This is a genomic window from Streptococcus mitis bv. 2 str. SK95, assembly GCF_000222705.1.
Classification (GTDB): Bacteria; Bacillota; Bacilli; order Lactobacillales; family Streptococcaceae; genus Streptococcus; species Streptococcus mitis_AY.
Window position 1 is genome coordinate 1 of sequence record NZ_AFUB01000056.1, and the last position, 19098, is coordinate 19098.

Here is a 19098-nt window from a genome sequence, read left to right on the forward strand (position 1 = left end):
GATAAGTATGGGTTTCAGTTTAGTTAAAAACAGCGTATTATCAAGGCTTTTCAGAACGATATCTACTGATTAATTTCATAAAATATGAATCAATAGATTATAAATAGGGGAATAGTTTAGGTCTGTAAGCATTAAAATAATACACCTAACTTTGGTCACCATTTTTTAGTTATTCACTCTTTTTTCAGATAGTGTTTTTAAAGTTATGATGTAAAATGCCGCAATTAAAACACTATACATCATAATCGGAGGATAGACAATTAAGGATAGAATCAATCCCACTCCTTTAATTATTAGGTCAGGTATCAATAACTTTCTATATTGTGCGGTAGCTTCAAGTAATTCTTTCTGATCTATATTGGGTTTATCAATTACTTTATGTAAAAACCAGTTTGCTACCGTTGAAACAATAACGATCAGTCCATAAAAGAGCTGTGCCGTATGGTTCATGAAATGACTACTAACGATTCCAGTAGCATAGGGCATAAATGAAACAAAAAATAAAAGAAACAAATTCCACCAAACAATTTGTGGGGAAATTTTCTCAACCTTTTCCCATAGTGTGTTTAGTGCCATCCATAACGATCCTAACCAGAAAAAGGAAAGAAAATAAGCAAAGAAATTTTGCCGTAAATCCCAAAAAGCTTGAAGACTTGGTGTCGTTGGTTTTTCTAATTCTAAGATTAGGATAGTCATTATAATTGCTAGAACCGCATCTGTCAATGCAATTAATCTATCTTTCTTCATCAGATTACATCACCTTTCATTTTGTAGCATTCTATCTCATCGTATAATATTTATTAATCTTAAATATTAGATATTCATTTCATACTTTGAGTACAAACAAGATACACTAAAAAACATGTATCTGTCATATTTTATTTAACTTTAGAAATATTCATCCATCTAATTAATAAATATATCATATTTCACAATAAATGACTACTATCAAAGATACATTTTCTTTCAAATTCCTCCCTTTTCAACTTGGCTAACTTGAGCTGCATTACCTAGGTCGATTTGCTTTAAATTATACTTTTTTCTTAAACATTTGATACGAGTAGGTATTTCTTATGGGAAATTTTCATCAAAAAATTTCATATATAATCCCCTATAATCATGGAAAAGTAGTAAAAATAGTTGTTATCCTAGTTGATTAAAAAAATCTCTGATTTCCTCATCTTTTATAAAATAATATATAATTTTCCCCTCTCTTCTAGTGTCCAAGATGTTTTGATTGGCTAGTTTACGAAGATGGTGGGAGGCAGATGCCATACTGAGATTTAATAAACAGGCTATATCGCAGACACAGAGTTCTTCGACGGCAAGGAGATAAAAGATGATATTTATCTGTTTATTATCGGTAAATTTTGATAAAATGCGAAGTGATTTTTGGACTTTTTCCTTTTCAAGGTAGTTCGTTGCGGTTGTAACATTTTGTTGATTTATAACATCCACTTGACAGATACTATCTTTTTTCATAATTTATTCTCCTAGCCTTACACAGCCCATAGCATGTCAAAGCTGTTGTTTTCAATCAGGATATACATCCCCAATCCTAAATAGACAACGGCAATAAACCATCTGCTATATTTTTCCAAAGTTTCTCCAACAGAAGGGACTTGTGCTAATTTTTGGGCAGAAAAAACCAAGAGATAAATCAGGACTAGAAAAGTAAGTAAAGTCACTATCAAATTCGCTAAATTTAAGGTGGTAAAATATGGGACAAAGACACCAATATTGTCAGCACCACAACTTGCAAAAGTGATCATAGCGACTAGAAAAATCAGGTTTTTATTATCTTTGCGCAAACCATCTTTTGCAATAGCTTCTCCATCAGAATCTCCTAAAAGCAAAACTTTGAGCCCTAGGAAAATTGGAATCAAACCGAGCAAACCTAAAATCTCTTTACTAGGAATATAATTTAAGACAAATGCAAAAAGTAAACTTAGCAATATTAGACTAACAGAGCCTAGAAATTGTCCTAAATAGATGTTAATGATGTCCTTTCTGCTTTTTCTTTTGGACAAAAAATAACATTAGGATAATAAGTAAGTCTACGGCTGTCCCAGAATACAGGATTATTGAAGTAACAATATTTTGAATCATAAAACACCTCATTCAAATATATTTTTGAATGTATTCTAACATTAAACTTTGTAGATGTCAACTTCAGCTCCATCAAAGTATAGATAAGAAGGTAGAGATTGGACTGAAATATAGTGAAATGTATTAAAATTGAAAAAAGAAAAAACGCTTGAAATCAGAGTTTTTCTTATGTATTGATTCGTATTGAATGCTTACTTCACTTCTGTAAAAATTAACTTCTACACCTACAAAGCCTATTCTGACAGACTTTATAAAAGCCTAAGAAAAAAAGTAGAGATTCATACAGTGTCTAGATTTTCCAAAAATTCTTTATCATCAAATATTATTAACGAAACTATCAAACCAAATACGATGCATTGCTTCAAAGAATTCTTTAGTTGTTTGACTCGTTTGATCATCTAAATACCACTATGAAATAGAATATCCTCAAAAGTATGGAGAGTTACAGTACTTTCTAAGATGAGGGCTCCAGATTTGGACCAATCCCTTCGTGACAACTTTTCAGGAGAAGAATTAGCAAGTTACTTTTCAATTCGTGGTTACAAATTGACTCCAAAGGGAGAGAAGATACTTGAACAATATCAGGAAATTATCGACCGTCATCCAAAGAAAAATCTCTAAACAAGCAGTCTGTAGATTTATTTTCCGAAAACTTACCATATCTTTTACATTTGAAATCAATCTCCTTTTAAGGTACAATGGTAGAAATGAATTTTTGAGAGGTAACAATGAAAAAACTAGCAACCCTTCTTTTACTATCATCTATTGCCCTTGCAGGATGTACTAGTATCCAACGTGGTCTCCGTGGTGATGACTATGTCGACTCTAGTCTTGCAGCAGAAGAAAGCTCAAAAGCAGCTGCTCAGGCTGCCAAAGATTTGAATGACGCTTTGACCAATGAAAATGCCAACTTCCCTCAACTTTCTAAGGAAGTTGCTGAAGATGAAGCCGAAGTCATTCTCCACACAAGTCAGGGTGATATTCGCATTAAGCTCTTTCCAAAACTAGCACCTCTTGCGGTTGAAAACTTCCTCACTCACGCTAAAGAAGGCTACTATAACGGAATTACCTTCCACCGTGTCATCGATGGCTTTATGGTCCAAACTGGAGATCCTAAGGGAGATGGTACAGGTGGCCAATCCATCTGGCATGATAAGGATAAAACGAAGGACAAGGGAACTGGTTTCAAAAATGAAATCTCTCCTTACCTATACAATATCCGCGGTGCCCTTGCTATGGCTAACACTGGTCAACCAAATACCAACGGTAGCCAGTTTTTCATCAACCAAAACTCGACAGATATTTCAACTAAACTTCCTACCAGCAAGTATCCAAAGAAAATCATCGAAGCCTATAAAGAAGGTGGAAATCCAAGCCTAGACGGCAAACACCCTGTCTTTGGCCAAGTCATCGACGGCATGGATATTGTTGACAAGATTGCCAAGGCTGAAAAAGATGAAAAAGACAAACCAACTACTGCTATCACTATCGATAGTATCGAAGTGGTGAAAGACTACGATTTTAAATCCTAAATAACCTAAAAAATACAGTATCCGCATTCGATACTGTATTTCTTTTTCCCTCATTTTTAAGTTAACTTGTTAAAGTCCCAGATTTGGTCCATCCAGCCTTTATAAAAGTCTGGTTCGTGGCAAACCATAAGAATGCTTCCTTTGTACTCTTTAAGGGCTCGTTTGAGTTCATCCTTGGCATCCACATCTAGGTGGTTGGTCGGCTCGTCCAGCACTAAGACGTTATTTTCACGATTCATCAAGAGACAGAAACGAACCTTGGCTTGTTCTCCACCTGACAAAACCTGAATTTGGCTTTCGATATGCTTAGTTGTCAAACCACAACGAGCAAGGGCTGCACGAACTTCTGCCTGATTGAGTGCTGGAAAGGCATTCCAGACCGCTTCTAGAGGCGTCTGACGATTGCCCCCTTCTACTTCCTGCTCAAAGTAGCCAAGTTCTAGATAGTCGCCACGTTCGACTTCTCCAGCAATTGGTGGAATAATGCCCAAGAGAGACTTCAGGAGGGTTGTTTTCCCGATACCATTGGCTCCAATAATGGCAACCTTTTGATTGCGTTCAAAGGTGAGGTTTAAGGGTTTAGTAAGTGGACGGTCATAACCAATCTGTAAGTCCTTGGCTTGAAAGATAAAGCGCCCGGGGGTGCGAGCTGGTTTGAAATCAAAGGACGGCTTTGGTTTCTCGCTTTGGAGTTCAATGATATCCATCTTATCGAGTTTCTTTTGACGGGACATGGCCATATTACGCGTTGCAACACGGGCTTTATTGCGAGCCACGAAATCCTTAAGGTCTGCAATTTCTTTCTGTTGGCGTTCGTAGGCTGCCTCCAACTGAGATTTCTTCATAGCATAGACTTCTTGGAACTGGTAGTAGTCTCCAGAATAGCGAGTCAATTGTTGGTTCTCCACATGGTAGACGATATTGATAACATCATTGAGGAAAGGAATATCGTGCGAAATAAGGACAAAGGCATTCTCATAGTTTTGGAGATAACGCTTGAGCCAGTCAATATGCTCAGCATCCAAATAGTTGGTTGGTTCGTCCAGCAACAAGATATCTGGCTTTTCAAGGAGGAGTTTAGCCAAAAGCACCTTGGTTCTTTGGCCACCTGATAAGGCTGTTACATCCGTATCCATGCCATAGTCCATGACACCGAGAGCACGCGCTACTTCATCTATCTTGGCATCCAAGGTATAAAAATCACGACTCTCCAAACGATCTTGGAGCTCCCCGACTTCTTCCATCAGCGCGTCGATATCCGCTCCGTCTTCGGCCATTTCCATATAGAGGTCATTGATACGAACTTCTGCTTTAAATAGCTCATCAAAGGCTGTACGGAGAACATCACGCACAGTTTGACCTTCCTTTAGCACAGCATGCTGGTCCAGATAGCCAGCAGTCACATACTTAGACCATTCCACCTTTCCTTCGTCAGGTAACATCTTACCAGTCACAATACTCATAAAGGTTGATTTTCCCTCACCATTGGCACCGACTAGACCGATATGTTCTCCCTTGAGGAGACGGAAGGACACATCTTCAAAAATTGCACGGTCACCAAAACCGTGACTCAAATTTTTAACTTCTAAAATACTCATTCTAATTCCTTATCTTGTTTTTATGCAGTCCTTTATAAAGAACCCAAGCCAGATAGCCTCCTAGGGTATTGGTCCACAAATCATCAATCTCAAAGACGCGATTAAAATCAAAGAAAAAGTCTAAGGCCAGTTGCGTACACTCAATTCCTAGACTCAGTAGAAAGCTGAGAAGGAGGATTTTTTTCGTTTGTCGCAAGTTTGGACAGAGATAAATGAGTTGAAAGACTAGGGGGAAAAGCAAGAAGACATTTAAAATGTTCTGCAAAAAGATCCAAAGGACTTGTCCCAAACTAGTCACTTCACCTAGATTCCAAAGGGAGTTTAAGGGAGTTAAAAGAAAAACCAGGCGTCCAAAAGTTTGAATACCTGGAGTTTCCACTCCTGTAGGAAGTTGAGGCTGGGGAGTAAAACAAAAACAGACAATGCATAGGCTGTAAACAGCCACTCCCAATCTTAAGATTAATTCTCTTTTTCTAGTCATTTTATGGATTTACCGCTGCGACTGCCTTCTGGCGGTCACGTTTCATTGTATTGGAACGCAATTGTCCACAAGCCGCATCAATATCTGTACCATGTTCCTGACGGACAACGCAGTTAATCCCTTTCTTCTTGAGGGTATCGTAGAAGGCCATCACGCGCTCTTTAGGACTACGGCTATATTGGTCATGCTCACTAACTGGGTTGTAAGGAATTAGGTTTACATAAGACAATTTCTTGATGTTCTTGAGCAATTCAGCCAATTCCAAGGCTTGTTCAACACCGTCGTTGACTTCATTGAGCATGATGTATTCAAAGGTCACACGGCGATTGGTTGTTTCGATATAATACTCAATAGCTGCGAAAAGTTTTTCAATCGGAAAGGCACGGTTGATTTTCATGATGCTTGAACGCAATTCATTATTGGGTGCGTGAAGAGACACAGCCAGATTGACCTGAACTCCTTCATCAGCAAAGTCACGAATTTTATGGGCCAAACCTGAAGTTGAAACCGTGATGTGACGAGCTCCGATTGCCATTCCCTTGTCATCATTGATGGTACGGACAAAATTCAAAACATTGTTGTAGTTATCAAATGGTTCACCTATTCCCATGACAACGATATGGCTGATACGTTCATCCTGACCACGTTCATCAAAGTATTTCTGAACCAGCATAATCTGCGCTACGATTTCCCCGTTATTGAGGTCACGTTGCTTCTTGATCAAGCCTGATGCACAGAAGGTACAACCGATATTACAGCCGACCTGAGTGGTAACACAGACTGACAAACCGTAGTGTTGACGCATGAGTACTGTCTCAATCAACATGCCATCTGGCAACTCAAAAAGATACTTAACAGTACCGTCAGCTGACTCTTGCACAATTCGTTGTTTCAAAGGATTTACGACAAACTGCTCATTGAGCTTAGCAATCAAATCCTTGGAAAGATTGGTCATTTCTTCAAAGGACTGGACACGTTTACGGTAGAGCCATTCCCAGATTTGATCTGCTCGGAATTTTTTTCTCCTTGTTCTAATACCCATTCTTGCATGGTTTGACGTGTTAAACTATAAATAGACGGTTTCATCTCTTCTCCTTATTCTCTATCTATTTCTGACGAATGACAAAATGGCGCTGTCCCTTGTCCTCTTTCTGAGACTTTTGGTCCTTATGACGACGTCTATTTCTCTTATCCGCATTTGGTTTTCTCTTGTTTTGCGAAGGTTTCTTACCTCTTCTAGGAAGGTTTTCCTCCTCTTTTTTACGCATTTTCTTGTCAAATGACGCACGCTTAGGTGCTTGGTTTTCTAGGACAAAATAGGCACAACCATAACTACAGTACTCCAAAAGATAGTCCTGTAAGCGACTGATCTTTTCAATTTTTTCCCCTGTTCGATCGTCTTTGTAAAAACCACGTAGGCGGAGCTGTTCATTACTCCAGTCCCCCACGACATAATCAAACTTGGTCAACACTTCTGAGAAGCGCTGATTAAAGACTGTCACATCGAAGGCATCCTTGATATTTTCAACCAAGGTAAAAGCAATTCCTTCAGTCTCAACCTTATCCCCATTTACATGAAATTCTGGGCCAGGAAACTTGTTATAGTTGTATAATTCAGGTGCAATTTCTTTACGCATAGTCTTCCTTTTCCACGATTACTTAACACTCTATTTTACCATAATTTCTAGCAGTTAGCACGTTTCTCATAAAAATGAAAAAAGTCTGACGATTTTGTCAGACTTCTGCCATATAAACCAAAAAGAGAAGAATGACTCTTCCCTTCCTATTTTTTATTTAGCTGCTGCGTATAGCTCGTCTACTTTGTTCCAGTTAATAACTGAGAAGAAAGCTTTGATGTAGTCAGGACGCACGTTGCGGTATTTCACGTAGTAAGCATGTTCCCAAACGTCCAAGCCCAAGATTGGTTTTTTACCTTCTGAGATTGGTGTGTCTTGGTTTGCTGTAGAAGTCACTTCAAGCTTCCCTTCTTTGTTAACAACCAACCATGCCCAACCTGAACCGAAGCGTGTTGTAGCTGCTGCTGTAAAGGCTGCTTGGAATTCTTCAAATGAACCAAATGTTGCATCGATTGCTGCTGCAAGTTCTGCTGAAGGAGCAGTCTTTTCAGGAGTCATCAATTCCCAGAAAAGAGCGTGGTTCAAGTGTCCCCCACCGTTGTTGATAAGCGCTTGGCGGATATCAGCTGGGATAGAGTCTACATCAGCAAGCAAAGCTTCAAGGTCTTCACCGATTTCAGGGTGTTTTTCAAGAGCTGTATTTGCATTGTTTACATAAGTTTGGTGGTGTTTGTCATGGTGCAAGTGCATTGTTTCTGCATCAATGTATGGTTCCAAAGCGTCATATGCGTATGGAAGGTCTGGTAAGATAATAGCCATCTGTAATACCTCTTTTTCTTTCTATATGAAAATGATAACGCAATCATCCTCTTTTTTCAAGTTTTTTGCTCAATTTGCTTCTGCCGCAATCTGCAAGAGTGCCTTTTCAAACAAGTACCCTTTTTCATAGACACCTGTCTTAATCTGGTAGTCTGTTTCAATCAAATAAGAAATCGCTCGCTTGAGAAAGGCCAAGGAAATCCCTCTCGAATCTCTCAATGCAAACTTGATTTGATAAGGATTAGGATTGCGCCCCAAATAACTTCCCAGACTGCTTGCAATCTGCGATTCCGTCTGACCAGCCTCTGATAAAATCTTCACTTGGGTAAAGGTTCGAAACTGTCCTAACATGACAGCTATGAGCTTGATTTCGTCCTCCCCTTGCAAGGTCAAATCTCTAACCAAGTCACGCGCCTGGTCGATCTTTTTGCCCAAGATAAACTGAGTCAAATCAAAAATATTGTCCTGCAAGGTCTTAGGAATTGCCTCGACAATGTCCTTTTCCTCAATCATGCCATCGGACTTATAAGACTGTAAAAAGAGAAGATTTTTCTGGATTTCACTAAATTGAAAACCAGATTTGAGAAGTAGATTTTCAAAAGACTTTTCTGCAAACTGCAGACCTTGTGTCTGGCTCCATTTTTGGAAATACTGGCGCAATTCTTGTTCCTTGGGTTCAATAGCATCAAAGACAGTCGCATCTCGTTTGAGCAGTTTGACCAACCGTCTTTTACTATCCAGTTTTCCTTCTGCAAAAATCAAAAGTTTAGTCGTCGGCGAAGGATTGTCAAGGTATTCCTCAAATGACTTGAGCTCATCATCTGTTAAAAAACGTTTCTTGGCAGTTGTAATATCGACAAAATGGTCTAATATCACGATTTTCTCATCAGCAAAGAAAGGGAGACTGACCAACTCCAACTCTAAGTCTTTATAAGCTACTTCTTTCATATAAAAGTAAGCAAAATTGAGATCAGCTGGATCATAACCAATCTGCCTCAACACTTGACTCTTCATAACTTCAAACTGACCCTGATCTGTCCCTGTAAATAGGTTCAAGCTAGATAGACTTGATAAAGTCAACTTCTGACTGTCTTCAATGGCAAGCATCTTCTCTCCTTTCTTCTGATTTTTTATTAAACTTAATCAATATAGCGCAATTTCCCACGGAAATCTTCTAGGTTCTCATAACCTTTTTCTGCCATGATTTCTTTTAGTTCATTGGTAATGCGTTCAAAAGCACCGACACCTTCTTTGTGGAGCGTCGTTCCTACTTGCACCATACTAGCACCGCAGAGGATGTGTTCAAAGGCATCACGACCCGTCAGAACGCCACCTGTTCCGATGATTTGGATTTGAGGATTTAAGCGTTGATAGAAAGCATGGACATTAGCGAGAGCAGTCGGTTTGATATACTCTCCACCAATTCCACCAAAACCATTTTTAGGACGAATCACGACCGATTCGTCTTCTATATAAAGGCCGTTCCCGATAGAGTTAACACAGTTGACAAACTTGAGCGGATATTTGTTGAAAATAGCTGCTGCTTGGTCAAAGTGAACAATATCAAAATAAGGTGGCAACTTGATCCCGAGAGGTTTGGTAAAGTAGGCAAATACCTCTGACAAGATACGGTCTGTTGTCTCAAAATCATAGGCAATCTGAGGTTTTCCTGGAACGTTTGGACAAGAGAGATTAAGCTCTGTCAGTCCTTTGAATTCACTCTCTTGAACTTTTTTCAAGATGGCATGTGTTTCTTCTGGAGACATGCCAACTAGAGATAGGAAGAAAGTACGGTTTGGCTCTTTTTTCTGCAAGTCCAAAAGATAGTCCAGATAGTAGTCTAAGCCATTATTTGGTAAGCCCATGGAGTTGATAGAACCAAGTGGAACATCCTGATAACGTGGTTCAGGATTCCCCTGACGAAAGTCCAAGGTCGCTGTCTTTGTGACAAATGTTCCTGCTGCTGAGTTTTTGACCCCTTCTAGTTCCTCTATCGTCATACAAGCCACACCCGCTGCATTCATCAAGCAATTATCAAACTCAAAGCCAGCTATTTGTGTTTTCGTTGATACCATGATTCTGATCCTCCAGATTCCTTTTATTTCTAATATTATACCATACTTTAAGATTTTCTCTTTGAGAAAGTTATTTCTAGAGAAAACGTTCGTTTTTATAAATTGAAAGAATTTTTTGAAAATTTCTGTTTTTTCTTTACACTCAAAAAAAATTCTGCTATAATGGCTCATGTAACAAAATATAACAACAAAGGAGAACGATATGACATCTGCTAAAGATTATATCCAAAGCGTGTTTGCAACTGTGAAAGCTCGTAACGGGCATGAGGCTGAATTTCTCCAGGCGGTTGAAGAATTCTTCAGTACCTTGGAGCCTGTCTTTGAAAAACACCCTGAGTATATCGAAGAAAACATCTTGGCACGTATCACTGAGCCTGAGCGCGTGATTTCTTTCCGTGTTCCTTGGGTGGACCGTGATGGAAAAGTTCAAGTCAACCGTGGTTACCGTGTTCAATTTAACTCAGCTGTTGGACCATATAAAGGCGGACTTCGTTTCCACCCAACTGTAAACCAAGGGATCTTGAAATTCCTCGGATTTGAACAAATCTTTAAAAACGTCTTGACTGGCCTTCCAATTGGTGGAGGTAAAGGTGGATCAGACTTCGATCCTAAAGGAAAGACTGATGCTGAAGTGATGCGCTTTTGCCAAAGCTTTATGACAGAATTGCAAAAATACATTGGACCATCACTTGACGTCCCAGCTGGTGATATCGGTGTTGGTGGACGTGAAATTGGTTACCTTTACGGACAATACAAACGTCTTAACCAATTTGATGCTGGTGTCTTGACTGGTAAACCTCTTGGATTCGGTGGTAGCTTGATTCGCCCAGAAGCAACTGGTTACGGTTTGGTTTACTATACTGAAGAAATGCTCAAAGCCAACGGTAACAGCTTTGCTGGTAAAAAAGTGGTTATTTCAGGTTCTGGTAACGTAGCCCAATACGCTCTTCAAAAAGCTACTGAACTCGGCGCAACTGTGATCTCAGTATCCGACTCAAACGGCTATGTCATCGATGAAAATGGTATCGACTTCGACCTTCTAGCAGATGTGAAGAATAACCGTCGTGCACGTTTGACTGAGTACGCCGCTGAGAAACCAACTGCTACATACCATGAAGGTTCTGTATGGACTTACGCTGGTAACTACGATATTGCTCTTCCATGTGCGACTCAAAACGAAATCAATGGTGAAGCAGCTAAACGTTTGGTTGCTCAAGGTGTTATCTGTGTATCTGAAGGCGCCAACATGCCTAGTGACCTTGATGCGATTAAAGTCTACAAAGAAAACGGAATCCTTTACGGACCTGCCAAAGCTGCCAACGCTGGTGGTGTTGCTGTATCTGCTCTTGAAATGAGCCAAAACAGCCTTCGCCTCTCTTGGACACGTGAAGAAGTTGACGGACGTCTCAAAGACATCATGACAAATATCTTCAACACAGCTAAAACAACTGCTGAAACTTACGGTCTAGGTACTGACTACCTTGCAGGAGCAAATATCGCTGCCTTTGAAAATGTAGCCAATGCTATGATTGCCCAAGGTATTGTTTAATTAGTCGATACATCCTATCGGAGGACAAATGATGAACTTACGGCCGATGGAAGTAAGAGACAATACAGCTGTAGCGCGACTCATTCGAACTAGCCTAGAAGAATTCGGGCTTGACAAACCAGGAACTGTCTACTTTGATTCTCATCTAGATCATTTGGCCGACTATTATCAACATCAAGAGAGGGCGGCTTACTTTGTTCTGGAAGATGAAGGACAGCTGGTTGGCTGTGGTGGCTTTGCACCTGTGTCCGATAAAATTGCTGAATTACAAAAACTGTATGTCACTAAAAATAGCCGTGGCAAAGGTTATTCCAGCAGGTTGATAAAGCGGATATTCCAGGAAGCCCGCCTAGCAGGTTATGAACAGCTTTATCTAGAAACCTCTACTGAACTGGCTACGGCCGTGGCCATCTATCAACACTATAGTTTCACAGCATTGCAACAACCACTTACTAACGCCGTTGGCCACCCAGCTATGAATATCTGGATGATAAAATCCCTCTCATCAGATGAATAGATGGCAATATACTATGGTCGAGTCTAGGGCATCAGTACCAAGCTCCTCAACACAGCTAAAACAACTTTTAAAAATGTATCCAAGGTTATGATAGTTAAGGTATTGTTTCAATTTATTTTTCAATCCTCAATCGCTTTGATTGGGGATTTTTATATTGGTTTTAAAAAAGCTCACTATTTTTAATAGTAAGCTTAAAAATCGAAATTCACTTTACTTCTACTAAGGCAAAAGACAGGCATTCAACAATTTCATTTACTGCTTCATCTATGTCTAGGACCTCATTATTATTCAACATCATTGGAAGAGCATAAGAAAGACTCAAAGCTAGAATATAGCGAACAATTCTTTCATTTGACCAATCTCGGATAACACCATTTTCTTTAAACTGATTCAGAACTGGACTAATTGGTTTAATGATAGAGTGAACAATAACATTCCCTAACTGGTCAGAAATCGTTCCATCAATAAAAGAACGGTTCAAGAGAATTTTAACTTGCATTTGATTCTCCTGAATGAAAACTAGTCTATCCCGAACAATACTTCTTAAAAATAGCGGAAAAGACTCTTGGTTTGCTGTAAATTTCTTCTCAGAAAAATCAGCAATCACGTCTGGAATAACTTGCTCAAGAAAAGTCGATAAAATTGCTTCTAAGATGCCTTCCTTAGTTTTAAAGTAACTAAAAACTGTCCCTTCTGAAACTCCAGCCTCCTTAGAAATAAGGCTGGCTGTTGTATTTTCAAAGCCAATTTCTGAAAATAACTTTAGACTTGATAATAATACTTGACGTTGTTTTAAACTCAGGTTGCTATTTTCTAATGTCTGAGCATACTTTTCTTCTAAACTTTCCATTGCTGGCACCTCTCTGCTACTTTCTTACTTTTACGACTTTCTTACCTCGAGTGTGTCCCGACTTCAGGCTATGATATGCCTCTCTAACTGACTTTAGAGAAAAATCATAAACCTGATCAATATTCAGCCGAACCTTCCCTTCTGAGACCATTTCTGCTAGAGTGTTCAAATCATCATATGTGGAATGTCTCGGACCCGTGAACTGGGCACCTTTTATCATAACATATGGTGAAGGTACTAGCGTTCCAATAACCGTACCCTTCAATCCCAAACTGAAAGCCAATTTAACATAATCACTTCCATAGCAATCCAAGAATTTTGTAATTGGCTTTGCACTTGCTGATAAAAGAGCATTCTGGATGTTCTCTTCGTAGGCTACCGGTATAGCACCTAAAGACTTCAGATAATCTGAATTTTTCTTACTCGCAATTCCAATAACTGTCGCACCTTTAGCAACCGCATACTGTACTGCGATACTTCCAATACCTCCTGCTGCTGCTGAAATAACTACAACATCTTTAGAGTTTAGCTCAATCTTTCTAAAAGCACCTCCCACGGTTAGAGAGGCTACACCCATAGTAGCTGCATGGTTCATATCAATCATCTCTGGCTTCAACACAATTTCTGATTCATTGACACAAATTTCTGTTGCCAAAGCTCCCCTCTTGGTGCCTAATCCAGGGTCACTGATGATTGTTCCAAAAACCTTATCACCTACTGCAAACCGACTTACTCCTTCACCAACTTCTGTGATAACTCCAGCAAAATCCCGACCAATACCTCTTGGAAAAAGAGATGATTTTGATTCAAACCAATGACTTGGCTTCCTTAGTTTCGTCATAAAAGATAGAAAACGAAGTGGCTTTGCACCCTCAAAAGTTTTATAATCAATAGGATTTAAACAAACTGCATAAACTTCTACCCTAACTTGATTCACTTTCAAAGAATCAGATTTAATGTTCACTAAATCTAACACTTCTTCATCACCGAAATGACTATATTGTATTGCTTGAACAACCATTGTATGAACTCCTTACACATCTAAAAAAAATGAGTGAGCACTCAATCATTTTTCTTAATTATATGCTTATTCCCCATAGATGTCAACTATACTGTTTCCAAAAGTTCTAACTAAGTTAGCTGTTCATGATAAAAATAGATCTATTTTTCCTTATGAAAGATTATCAAACTATAACTCAAAGAAATCCGACTGCTTATAAAAGCAGCCGGATTTTTATATATCTAATTTTTCAAAAAATTTTCCTGTTGACTGCTTTTCTTTTAGCTTCTCCAGTAGCTCATTCTCCAGAAAAAGACTTAGTTCGTCAAAGTCTTGACAAACCTTAAAAACAGTCTCTCTGTCCAACTGGTCATAAGCTAGTTCGTAATAGTCCTTATGATGTTGCCAATTCTGCTCATAATTGATATCTGTTCGTTGATAGTAAACAATATTTTGCTTCGGTGTCAGGTAAATCTTCTGTGTTAGAATGCTTTTCCGATCTTTGGATAACTTGCTACGACTGAAAATCTTAACACCTTGAAAAATCTTGCGCTCATGGATACCTTGATTTGTGACTTTTAATTCAACTCTTTTATAGTGCATATAGTCACCTCCAAAAATTACTTTCATTATATCAGACTCTGGCAGATTTGCAAGCAAAAGTATCATTTCCAAAAATCTTTAGTAGCCTCTAAAATTTCTTCTGTCGGTGTTACTGTGGCCGCAATAATGCTCTTACCAGTCTTTTTCAGATAGGCTTGTATCAGATGATAACCATAAGCATAGCCCGCAGCATAGGGCATTCCAACTAGTATCTGACCCTGTATCTCAGCTATTTCATCACCGTAAAGATAAGGAGCCATTTCAGCCATCCCTGTTAGCTGAAGCTGACTTGAGATAATGGGCTTAATCTCTTCTAACTGCTCGGAACTAGTTGAAGTGACCCAGGATCCGATGAGCTCTTTACCATAGAGCTCAGCAGCAAAAGACTCTGCTAATCCTTCACTGACTACCCAGTCTGCTAGTGTTGTCTGTTGGTTCCATTTGATAAATTGGAAGCGAACATTGTGGTTGCACTCGTGAGCCAACGCGGCTTGCACACGTGGTAAAGTATAGTCATTCGGCAACAGACTAAGCATGAGGTATCCTGGAATTCCTCCATCTCCACTGTATCTCTTATTAAGCTGTAGCATAGGTTTTTCTGGATTGCCCAGTAAAATAGTAAAATGGTAATCCTCAACCTCTAAGTCATAGCCAGCTTGCTTAAAAAGACCGATACTCCTCTTGATAGTATCCTGACAATCTTGCCAGAGTTGATCAGAGCTCAGAGCGTCGATAGCTGGTCTATCCTTGTAGCTGATTCATAAAACCAAGTAGGAACAAAGCATCAAATCCTCCGGGATACTTGGCTTTCAGAGGAATATGTTGAGTTTGGTATTTCGTATCAGAAGGTGCCAACATGCCTAGCGACCTTGATGCGATTAAAGTCTACAAAGAAAACGGAATCCTTTATGGACCTGCCAAAGCTGCCAACGCTGGTGGTGTAGCTGTATCTGCACTTGAAATGAGCCAAAACAGCCTTCGCCTTTCATGGACACGTGAAGAAGTTGACGGCCGTCTCAAAGACATCATGACCAATATCTTTAACACAGCTAAAACAACTGCTGAAACATATGGTCTTGGTACTGACTACCTTGCAGGAGCAAATATCGCTGCCTTTGAAAATGTAGACAATGCTATGATTGCACAAGGTATTGTCTAAGAAATATGCTAAAAACCTCAATCAAAACGATCGAGGTTTTTTTGAAGCTTCATCTTCTATCAAAACTTCTTCTTCCATAGCATTTTTTATTTTTTTGCCCAAAGATAATAACGTTTCTACATCAGAGGGTTTGCTTGTCCCGAGAGGATTCCAAGTAGAAGATGATAAATTTTCATATTCCTTAGACCGAACTCGAAATTTAATATTATCCCCCTTGGTGTCTATGTCTACATTTAAGGCTCTCGCCCCCAGTTTAGGCTCCTTATTTTTTATCCTACAGAAAATAACTTCTCCTGATACAATCTCCTTTCCATTACACCAAATCCTAATATTTCTTCCAGATAATTCTACGACAAAATTCTTCACTAGACTACCTTGTATTTTTTTAATTAAAAGAAAACTAATACCAAAAAATACTAATACTATCGTATAAAGAAAAAGAGGTTGTGATTTAAAAAAATCATTCAGTTTTAAATAGAATATAGCCAACTGTATTCCCAATACAGGAAGCATGAGGAACATGGGAAAAAGGATACCAATTATTATATCTGATTTTGCTGTTGTCGCTGTAAATTCATATCTTTCCATCAATATCACCTTTATAACATTTCCTTTTTATAGGACATTAATCCCATACTAAGACGGATGCATCAGGGAGTTCAATCTCCCTTTCCCCTAGCAAAGATAAATTTTGAACTATTCTAAGGATATTGTACCACTATTTCTGCAAAAAATACCTTAGCAAACATAATCTCCTTCCACAGATACATCATCGCTTTATCAAGCGCTGGAGTTTGATTGACATGGTTCTCTAATCAAACTCCAGAACTTTATGATGAAAATTTTATGGAACAACTGGAGACACTTTATAAATTTTCTCTTTTCAATTATAAAGAAAAACCGCTACTCCTAAGAATAGCGGTTTAATCATGTTTTTAAGCTACTAATGTAGTTTCTCTATTATTTAAGAGTAACAATTTGCAAATCCTATTTTCTCCCAGTATTAGTGGGTTAATTCCTCAATTTTCAACTCTGGCAGGAATTTGGTAGGTAAATTGATAATCCAAGATTATCTAAACTGTTTGTAATCTCTTCTGAAATTGTTGAATCACCTGAATAATACCAATGACTATATGTATTCAACGTGGTTGACTTATCAGCGTGTCCTAATCGATATGAAACATATAAAGTATCCTTATGTAACACATTTATAAGATAAGATGCATGACTATGTCTTAATCCTTTCCCCGTAATTTCTGGTACACCAGTAATCTTAGCATGCCTTTTTATTATCCTAGAAATTGTAGACTTACATAAGGGGGCACCAAAACGTGATATTACATAATCTTTATCATCATTCTTGATTTGAACTTTGCGCCATTTTTTAAGTATAGTAATCGTAAAATCATCTAAATCAATTTTACGATTCCCTGCTACTGTCTTTGTTTGTTGTTTAGCATACCATACACCGTTTTTATCTTTCTCAATCGTCGAATGAACATGAATCCATTTACGTTCAAAATCAATATCTTCCCATTTAAGAGCAATACCCTCACTAACTCTTAAGCCAGTCATAAAATATAACCAGATCGTCATGTAATTATGGAGTCCCTCATACTCACTAATATCAAAAGAGTTTATTACCTTCTTAAATTCATCAAATGTCCAAAATTTTGTATCAGGGTGCTTTCCTTTAGGATTATCTAATCCTTTAAAAGGAACTCTATCAATATAACCCAATCTTTCTGCATAGCCCAGACATGCTTTAAATCTAGACCACATATTTTTAGCATAGTTACTAGAATACTTGTCTATAATAGCTATGCGAAATCTTTCACAGTCAATGGTACTAATATCTGATAATTTTTTACTACCAAATTGCTTAATAAATAACTGATGATGTGGTAAAGCGGTCTGATAAGTTACAAATTGAACTTTTTGTTGATAATATTTTAAATAGATTTCTTCCATAAACTCTCTAAAAGTTAGAAAACTATTATTAATAGTAGAGTTCACAAATTCATGTTTTAAACGAAGTATCTCTTCATATGCTTCCTTAAAAGAATTAAACGGTAGTCCCTGTTGATTTTTCCTTCCTTTCTTTTGAATTCTTTTCCCAGTTATTGGATCAACTCCTAATTCAATTTGAAAATAAATTTTTCCTTTTGAATCTTTGTATACACCTTTATATTTCTTTGTCTTCGATATAACCATTTTTCTCACCTTCTATATCTGAAAAAGAAATACCAATTAAATTTTCTACAATATTTTTAGGAGCAATGCCTAACCTTTTATTATCGAAAGGTGAACATCCTAATTGTACCGCATTCTTATCATTTTTTCTAGCTTCTTCAAACTTTTTTACAGCAATCTTTTTTGCTTGTCTAATAATATTCCTCGATGTGTGCTCTGGAAAACCAATCGCAACTAAATCTTTATAGTTTACTGTTTCCATGATTTTACTACTTCCTTTCTTAGATTTTTTCACCTCCATGGCATGACTGATGAAGTCATCATAAGAATTTCACTTGCTGCTCTTTTACGGTGGCAACCTGAACGGTCAGAAGTATCATTGTATATCATTTGTATCATGGCATATAAAGTATCGCTCTATTTTATTGATGGTTTTAATGTCGCTCTTATCATGGCGAGCCATTCAAAACTGCTCCACAAATGAGGAAAGTACCATTTTGGACTATTCAATTGTCAAAGAACAAATAAAAAATCTGCTCATTTTCAGACTCTATGAAATTGAGGAGATTATTTTCTAAAGCGAATTTTATCAGGAAACTCTGTCAATCCCAATAGATAGTCTGTACTGACATCGTAAAAGTTTGAGAGAGTTACCAATACATCTGCCGTCAAGGCATGCTCACCCCGTTCAATTTTAGCATAAGCTGAGTTTGTAAACGAAAGTATTTTTGCTATTTGTTTTTGGGTCAAATCGTGATCTTCCCTCAAATCTCTCAAACGTCTGTACATCTAGCTTTCTCCTAAGAAAAAGTATAGACTATATATTGTAAACTATTTAGGATATTGTCCAAATAGGACAACAGGAATTTCATCAAGTTTTATATATATGTAGACTTATATTTTCATATATGAAGGTTTTAAAAAAGAGTGAGCAATAATCGCTTTCGCAACCATACTCACTCAAATCGAGAGTATAAAAATTAAAATAACTCCCTACAATCATATTTTTCACCACATTCATAGAGAATAGTATTTT

19 protein-coding genes and 4 pseudogenes are annotated in these 19098 nt (G+C 38.0%); 5 read left to right on the forward strand and 18 right to left on the reverse strand.

From position 1 onward, the window contains the following. Window positions 1–165: 165 nt before the first annotated feature. The 3 genes and pseudogenes from HMPREF9965_RS10990 to HMPREF9965_RS11000 all read right to left on the reverse strand — a co-directional run bounded on the left by HMPREF9965_RS10990 (window position 166) and on the right by HMPREF9965_RS11000 (window position 2109). On the reverse strand, window positions 166–747 hold the full coding sequence (locus tag HMPREF9965_RS10990) for a TMEM175 family protein (protein WP_000711075.1): 582 nt from the start codon (window positions 745–747) through the stop codon (window positions 166–168). A 396-nt stretch (window positions 748–1143) separates the two neighbouring features. Beyond that, window positions 1144–1482, reverse strand: a complete 339-nt coding sequence (gene cadX, locus HMPREF9965_RS10995) for a Cd(II)/Zn(II)-sensing metalloregulatory transcriptional regulator CadX (protein WP_000711078.1) — start codon at window positions 1480–1482, stop codon at window positions 1144–1146. Window positions 1483–1499: 17 nt separating this feature from the next. Continuing rightward, window positions 1500–2109: pseudogene (locus HMPREF9965_RS11000) on the reverse strand (CadD family cadmium resistance transporter). Window positions 2110–2568: 459 nt separating this feature from the next. On the opposite strand from HMPREF9965_RS11000, the gene HMPREF9965_RS13125 reads away from it, so the two are divergent. Further along, window positions 2569–2730, forward strand: a complete 162-nt coding sequence (locus tag HMPREF9965_RS13125) for a hypothetical protein (protein WP_141562957.1) — start codon at window positions 2569–2571, stop codon at window positions 2728–2730. A 107-nt stretch (window positions 2731–2837) separates the two neighbouring features. Beyond that, the gene (locus tag HMPREF9965_RS11010; RefSeq protein WP_000731897.1) at window positions 2838–3641 is read left to right on the forward strand and encodes a peptidylprolyl isomerase; all 804 of its coding nucleotides are present in this window, start codon (window positions 2838–2840) and stop codon (window positions 3639–3641) included. 56 nt (window positions 3642–3697) lie between these two features. Here the strand turns inward: HMPREF9965_RS11010 and HMPREF9965_RS11015 are convergent, their stop codons facing one another. From HMPREF9965_RS11015 to HMPREF9965_RS11040, 7 genes and pseudogenes are all read right to left on the reverse strand, one after another. Continuing rightward, window positions 3698–5239 (reverse strand): ABC-F family ATP-binding cassette domain-containing protein, encoded by a 1542-nt coding sequence (locus tag HMPREF9965_RS11015; RefSeq protein WP_000025370.1) that lies wholly within the window; start codon window positions 5237–5239, stop codon window positions 3698–3700. A gap of 1 nt (window position 5240) precedes the next feature. After that, on the reverse strand, window positions 5241–5720 hold the full coding sequence (locus HMPREF9965_RS0102665) for a VanZ family protein (RefSeq protein WP_000197241.1): 480 nt from the start codon (window positions 5718–5720) through the stop codon (window positions 5241–5243). Between the two features lies 1 nt (window position 5721). Further along, window positions 5722–6806 (reverse strand): annotated as a pseudogene (gene rlmN, locus HMPREF9965_RS11020) (23S rRNA (adenine(2503)-C(2))-methyltransferase RlmN). A gap of 20 nt (window positions 6807–6826) precedes the next feature. Next, window positions 6827–7357 carry a YutD family protein gene (locus HMPREF9965_RS11025; protein ID WP_001224370.1) on the reverse strand — a complete coding sequence of 177 codons (531 nt, stop codon included), beginning with the start codon at window positions 7355–7357 and terminating at the stop codon, window positions 6827–6829. A 153-nt stretch (window positions 7358–7510) separates the two neighbouring features. Continuing rightward, window positions 7511–8116: a superoxide dismutase SodA gene (gene sodA / locus HMPREF9965_RS11030; RefSeq protein ID WP_000974741.1), complete on the reverse strand. Its 606-nt coding sequence runs from the start codon at window positions 8114–8116 to the stop codon at window positions 7511–7513. A gap of 69 nt (window positions 8117–8185) precedes the next feature. Then, window positions 8186–9223: a DNA polymerase III subunit delta gene (holA, locus tag HMPREF9965_RS11035; protein ID WP_000879627.1), complete on the reverse strand. Its 1038-nt coding sequence runs from the start codon at window positions 9221–9223 to the stop codon at window positions 8186–8188. A gap of 32 nt (window positions 9224–9255) precedes the next feature. Further along, a complete protein-coding gene (locus HMPREF9965_RS11040; protein WP_000255176.1) occupies window positions 9256–10191 on the reverse strand; it encodes a dihydroorotate oxidase in 936 nt (311 codons plus the stop codon). A gap of 202 nt (window positions 10192–10393) precedes the next feature. Between HMPREF9965_RS11040 and gdhA the strand changes: the two genes are divergently transcribed. Then, window positions 10394–11740, forward strand: coding sequence for an NADP-specific glutamate dehydrogenase (gdhA, locus tag HMPREF9965_RS11045; RefSeq protein WP_000199513.1), 1347 nt, complete (start codon window positions 10394–10396; stop codon window positions 11738–11740). A gap of 31 nt (window positions 11741–11771) precedes the next feature. Beyond that, complete coding sequence (locus HMPREF9965_RS11050; RefSeq protein WP_025170871.1) at window positions 11772–12257, forward strand: GNAT family N-acetyltransferase; 486 nt, start codon at window positions 11772–11774, stop codon at window positions 12255–12257. Between the two features lie 205 nt (window positions 12258–12462). Here the strand turns inward: HMPREF9965_RS11050 and HMPREF9965_RS11055 are convergent, their stop codons facing one another. The 4 genes and pseudogenes from HMPREF9965_RS11055 to HMPREF9965_RS11070 form a co-directional block, all read right to left on the reverse strand. Beyond that, complete coding sequence (locus tag HMPREF9965_RS11055; RefSeq protein ID WP_000444588.1) at window positions 12463–13107, reverse strand: TetR/AcrR family transcriptional regulator; 645 nt, start codon at window positions 13105–13107, stop codon at window positions 12463–12465. 16 nt (window positions 13108–13123) lie between these two features. Then, a complete protein-coding gene (locus HMPREF9965_RS11060) occupies window positions 13124–14128 on the reverse strand; it encodes an NADP-dependent oxidoreductase (RefSeq protein ID WP_000261419.1) in 1005 nt (334 codons plus the stop codon). Between the two features lie 213 nt (window positions 14129–14341). Further along, window positions 14342–14710: an EXLDI protein gene (locus HMPREF9965_RS11065; protein ID WP_004244102.1), complete on the reverse strand. Its 369-nt coding sequence runs from the start codon at window positions 14708–14710 to the stop codon at window positions 14342–14344. Window positions 14711–14772: 62 nt separating this feature from the next. Beyond that, window positions 14773–15568 (reverse strand): annotated as a pseudogene (locus HMPREF9965_RS11070) (DUF2268 domain-containing protein); the annotation flags it as partial. Here HMPREF9965_RS11070 and HMPREF9965_RS11075 point away from each other — a divergent pair. Continuing rightward, a pseudogene (locus HMPREF9965_RS11075) lies at window positions 15549–15869 on the forward strand (NADP-specific glutamate dehydrogenase); the annotation flags it as partial. The pseudogenes HMPREF9965_RS11070 and HMPREF9965_RS11075 overlap by 20 nt on opposite strands. Window positions 15870–15890: 21 nt before the next feature. Here the strand turns inward: HMPREF9965_RS11075 and HMPREF9965_RS11080 are convergent. The 4 genes from HMPREF9965_RS11080 to HMPREF9965_RS11095 all read right to left on the reverse strand — a co-directional run bounded on the left by HMPREF9965_RS11080 (window position 15891) and on the right by HMPREF9965_RS11095 (window position 18851). After that, entirely contained in the window at window positions 15891–16457 is a 567-nt protein-coding gene (locus HMPREF9965_RS11080; protein WP_000443020.1) for a hypothetical protein, read from the reverse strand. A 438-nt stretch (window positions 16458–16895) separates the two neighbouring features. Continuing rightward, window positions 16896–18083 (reverse strand): tyrosine-type recombinase/integrase, encoded by a 1188-nt coding sequence (locus HMPREF9965_RS11085; RefSeq protein WP_000237018.1) that lies wholly within the window; start codon window positions 18081–18083, stop codon window positions 16896–16898. Further along, on the reverse strand, window positions 18055–18324 hold the full coding sequence (locus HMPREF9965_RS11090) for a DUF3173 family protein (protein ID WP_000450955.1): 270 nt from the start codon (window positions 18322–18324) through the stop codon (window positions 18055–18057). The genes HMPREF9965_RS11085 and HMPREF9965_RS11090 overlap by 29 nt, the downstream gene beginning before the upstream one ends. Before the next feature lie 305 nt (window positions 18325–18629). After that, window positions 18630–18851, reverse strand: coding sequence for a helix-turn-helix domain-containing protein (locus tag HMPREF9965_RS11095; RefSeq protein WP_000286249.1), 222 nt, complete (start codon window positions 18849–18851; stop codon window positions 18630–18632). Between the last annotated feature and the right edge of the window lie 247 nt (window positions 18852–19098).

Excerpts from the sequence above, each read along its gene's own strand:
- HMPREF9965_RS10990 (WP_000711075.1), bottom strand. The coding sequence starts at position 747 with ATGAAGAAAGATAGATTAATTGCATTGACAGATGCGGTTCTAGCAATT.
- cadX (WP_000711078.1), bottom strand. The coding sequence starts at position 1,482 with ATGAAAAAAGATAGTATCTGTCAAGTGGATGTTATAAATCAACAAAAT.
- HMPREF9965_RS13125 (WP_141562957.1), top strand. The coding sequence starts at position 2,569 with ATGAGGGCTCCAGATTTGGACCAATCCCTTCGTGACAACTTTTCAGGA.
- HMPREF9965_RS11010 (WP_000731897.1), top strand. The coding sequence starts at position 2,838 with ATGAAAAAACTAGCAACCCTTCTTTTACTATCATCTATTGCCCTTGCA.
- HMPREF9965_RS11015 (WP_000025370.1), bottom strand. The coding sequence starts at position 5,239 with ATGAGTATTTTAGAAGTTAAAAATTTGAGTCACGGTTTTGGTGACCGT.
- HMPREF9965_RS0102665 (WP_000197241.1), bottom strand. The coding sequence starts at position 5,720 with ATGACTAGAAAAAGAGAATTAATCTTAAGATTGGGAGTGGCTGTTTAC.
- HMPREF9965_RS11025 (WP_001224370.1), bottom strand. The coding sequence starts at position 7,357 with ATGCGTAAAGAAATTGCACCTGAATTATACAACTATAACAAGTTTCCT.
- sodA (WP_000974741.1), bottom strand. The coding sequence starts at position 8,116 with ATGGCTATTATCTTACCAGACCTTCCATACGCATATGACGCTTTGGAA.
- holA (WP_000879627.1), bottom strand. The coding sequence starts at position 9,223 with ATGCTTGCCATTGAAGACAGTCAGAAGTTGACTTTATCAAGTCTATCT.
- HMPREF9965_RS11040 (WP_000255176.1), bottom strand. The coding sequence starts at position 10,191 with ATGGTATCAACGAAAACACAAATAGCTGGCTTTGAGTTTGATAATTGC.
- gdhA (WP_000199513.1), top strand. The coding sequence starts at position 10,394 with ATGACATCTGCTAAAGATTATATCCAAAGCGTGTTTGCAACTGTGAAA.
- HMPREF9965_RS11050 (WP_025170871.1), top strand. The coding sequence starts at position 11,772 with ATGAACTTACGGCCGATGGAAGTAAGAGACAATACAGCTGTAGCGCGA.
- HMPREF9965_RS11055 (WP_000444588.1), bottom strand. The coding sequence starts at position 13,107 with ATGGAAAGTTTAGAAGAAAAGTATGCTCAGACATTAGAAAATAGCAAC.
- HMPREF9965_RS11060 (WP_000261419.1), bottom strand. The coding sequence starts at position 14,128 with ATGGTTGTTCAAGCAATACAATATAGTCATTTCGGTGATGAAGAAGTG.
- HMPREF9965_RS11065 (WP_004244102.1), bottom strand. The coding sequence starts at position 14,710 with ATGCACTATAAAAGAGTTGAATTAAAAGTCACAAATCAAGGTATCCAT.
- HMPREF9965_RS11080 (WP_000443020.1), bottom strand. The coding sequence starts at position 16,457 with ATGGAAAGATATGAATTTACAGCGACAACAGCAAAATCAGATATAATA.
- HMPREF9965_RS11085 (WP_000237018.1), bottom strand. The coding sequence starts at position 18,083 with ATGGTTATATCGAAGACAAAGAAATATAAAGGTGTATACAAAGATTCA.
- HMPREF9965_RS11090 (WP_000450955.1), bottom strand. The coding sequence starts at position 18,324 with ATGGAAACAGTAAACTATAAAGATTTAGTTGCGATTGGTTTTCCAGAG.
- HMPREF9965_RS11095 (WP_000286249.1), bottom strand. The coding sequence starts at position 18,851 with ATGTACAGACGTTTGAGAGATTTGAGGGAAGATCACGATTTGACCCAA.